At 40.9% G+C, this 3,106-nt stretch carries 2 protein-coding genes and 2 pseudogenes; 2 read left to right on the forward strand and 2 right to left on the reverse strand.

Annotated features, from left to right (window positions below):
- Positions 1–156: 156 nt before the first annotated feature.
- Entirely contained in the window at positions 157–663 is a 507-nt protein-coding gene (locus IY568_RS24215) for a hypothetical protein (RefSeq protein WP_194868950.1), read from the forward strand.
- 476 nt (positions 664–1,139) lie between these two features.
- Here IY568_RS24215 and IY568_RS24220 read toward each other — a convergent pair.
- Positions 1,140–1,706 (reverse strand): annotated as a pseudogene (locus IY568_RS24220) (transposase); the annotation flags it as partial.
- A 514-nt stretch (positions 1,707–2,220) separates the two neighbouring features.
- Here IY568_RS24220 and IY568_RS24225 point away from each other — a divergent pair.
- Positions 2,221–2,646, forward strand: coding sequence for an SMI1/KNR4 family protein (locus tag IY568_RS24225; protein WP_194868951.1), 426 nt, complete (start codon positions 2,221–2,223; stop codon positions 2,644–2,646).
- A gap of 213 nt (positions 2,647–2,859) precedes the next feature.
- Here IY568_RS24225 and IY568_RS25020 read toward each other — a convergent pair.
- Positions 2,860–3,106 (reverse strand): annotated as a pseudogene (locus IY568_RS25020) (hypothetical protein); the annotation flags it as partial.

The raw sequence follows: 3,106 nt of genomic DNA on the forward strand, positions 1-3,106 counted from the left end.
GTACCAAGGCGGCCGCTTCCACCTTAAATTCCTGTGTAAAAGTACGACGTTTTCTGGTCATAGACACCTCTCATTGAGTGGTAATAATACCACCTAAAATAGTGTCCGGTTTTATTGAATCACAACATTCCCTATCTAGTAAAAAATGGCAGGAAAATGTCCCCAGAGCTTTTAATGGACTTTATAGAAGCTTTGAGAATTGACTTACTAAGTGATCATAGAATTCAAAAAAAATTTAGGAATTCACTGAAAGAAATAATGGCTTTAGGTAATCCTGCATTTTCAGCCATAGAAAATATGCCACTTTACAAGTATTGGTTATCTACAAAGGAAGAAATAATAGAGAATTTTGAAAGTATCGTGAATTCTTTTCTTTCAATTACAGGAAAAAGTACCGACACGATTCCTTTTGGTGAAAAAATCATAACCTCATATAATATTTTAGTTTTCTTTCCAGCATATTGGGAAACCATCGATAGAAGAAACAACACAAATAATGTAACGACAGATGCAGAACATGTTCTTCTGGCATCAAGCTCTAGGTATTTTGTCTGTGGAGACGACAAAATGGTTGAAAAGGCTTCACTTGTATACACAACATTTGGAATAAAGACCAAAGTCATGACGCCAGATATTTTCATGCGTACAGTGAAAGTAGAATAAACCTAAGGAGGGGCAAAGAATGGGGCAAAGCAGATGGGCAAAGCAGACACCCAGCGCAAATTCATTGCTTTGAAAATGAATCTGGAGCAGAGTACTCCACTGTTAACGTAAGTAATGAGTAAGCTGATGGAGAAAAATGTTTCTTTAGTTATTACCTGGACCTATGCGACAAGAACGACGAGAATTTTTGACAACAGCGTGCACTAAACTCCTGCCATAGTAGCAGCTGTTATTTTAAATGTGGGTATCAGAGAAGAACAAAGCAGACACCCAGCGTAAATTCGCTGTTCTGAAAATGAATCTGAGGCTGAGTGCTCCACTTTTAAGGTAATTAATGAGTAAGCTGTTGAAGAAAAATGTTTCTTTAGTTATTACTTGGACCTGTGCGACAAAAACGAGGAGAATTTTTGACAATAGCGTGCACTAAACTCCTGCCATAGTAGCAGTTGTTATTTAAAATTTGGGCATCAGTGGTTTTACCCCAACAAGCGCTCGCAATTGGTCAGGTTGGCCCGCCGCTTTTTCTCCAGATTCGCACAGTACTTGGTCATCGCTTGCTGTCTGCCGACGGCACCACGAAATACGGTAGTAAATTGTGTTGTGAGTTTTAGCCAGTTTTCAGGCGCTATCTGTAACCTGGCGAGAATAGGGCGCGTATCGCTAATATGACCACGCTTATCGGGACGTATGCATCTGCCGGTTAATTCAACCAGTTCAATATAATAGTCAAGTTCAAAGGGCAGCCCTTTAGGCCTGCTTTTTCTGGGGTTTCCGGCAAAGCACAGAAGGCTCTGAGGTTGCTCTCCACGTCTTGCATGTTCAATGCGTTTTTTGATGCTGGTGTAATCAGAGGTTTCGGGAGTATCCGCTATTTTTGCGCGTATGGGGTTGAGGTCCACGTATGCCATACAGGCAGCCAGTGCTGCTTCATCAAGCAGTGCCTGAGATTTAAATCGACCTTCCCAGAAACGGCCTGTACAGCCGTCTTCTTTGTTTGCGCGGCGGGCAATATCTTCGTTCAGCACACGCATAAACCAGCTGATACTTAATTTATTTTGGGAGACACCCACCGATATCTGTACCTTTTTTATGGAGGGAAGTCATACCAATTTGCTTAATTAAGTGTTCTATTTTGAGGCGAGGAAGTTTTGGAAGACACCCACCGATATCTGTAACTTTTCTGTGGAGGGAAGTCGCAACTTCGAATGGGTGTCTTTAATTTTTATGTATGTGGGTACGCTCCAATGATGGGTTTGGCATAACGTCGTAGGTACATCTGCTCTTGCAGCATGAGTAGAAAAGGTGATTTTATGAACCTTCCATTTGGTAAGGTTGACACTGGATGTATAGACAGTTTTTTGGCTATTGTCCAATAACATTATTACGTGCTTTTTTGTTTGATTTTTACACAAGTGTGTTTTTGCAGGTTGCAACCGATTATTTACTTGGAGTTTGTTCCGTGGGACTATGAGGGTATGTAATACAGCTCATTTTGTCGGTTTATGTTCCGACATTTTGGGGGAGAATAAATTGTTATGCACCAAAAAGGATCGTTCAATGAAACTTAGTGAAATGTTCCCAGATGGAGAGTTTTCTGAACCAGCTTCTGAAGCTAATTTTTCTGAAGTCGAAGAAGCTCTATCAGCAAAGATTCCTGATCAATTAAGAGAGCTGTTACTTGAGACTGATGGATTTCGTGAAGGTACTGGAAATGCAAAGTACTTGTTTTCGCTAACCGATGAAGACTTCATTGGCTCGATTCTTAGCGTTACAAAGTTTATGTGGTCTAACGAGACATTGCCTGATTTAACTCCATTTATATTCTTTGGAAGCTCTTGTGGCGACAATCTTTGGGGAGTGCGCATAAATGAACCTCATGATGTAATTGCTTATCATCACAATATGGAAGATGAATACGAAATGATAGGAAACGATATTTATTCAGTCTTTCAAGAAGACTATAAGATATATGATGAGCTATAAAGTGCATATAGCAGTAATTAGGACAGGCACAATTTTATTACCGTAAATAATGCTAGCTAATTGTTTGTTTGCGATTTTATAGTAATTTTGGGAGACACCCACCGATATCTGCACCTCTTCTGTGGAGGGAAGTCGCAACTTCGAATGGGTGTCTTTAATTATTTTTGGCAAACAGATAAGCGGTTGTCAGTGGCTCACAACACCCACACGGGTTCAATGACCCTTGTCTTCCTCGAGCTTATCTGACAGCCTAACCCTTGATGCATTGTGTCGTCCCCGATTGTGTATATTCCCTCTGACAAAAGGGGTGATATGTTGGGCAGGCAGTAGTTGTGCTTTATGACCTACTTTGATACACATTCTTCCCCAGTAGTTGGCACAGCCACAGGCCTCCATAACGACTTTACAAAGCGGCATATTCTGAACGGTTTCTTTCAACTTCTGGCAGTTCACCCGGTGT

This window comes from Pseudoalteromonas sp. PPB1, from assembly GCF_015356275.1.
Lineage (GTDB): Bacteria > Pseudomonadota > Gammaproteobacteria > Enterobacterales > Alteromonadaceae > Pseudoalteromonas > Pseudoalteromonas rubra_D.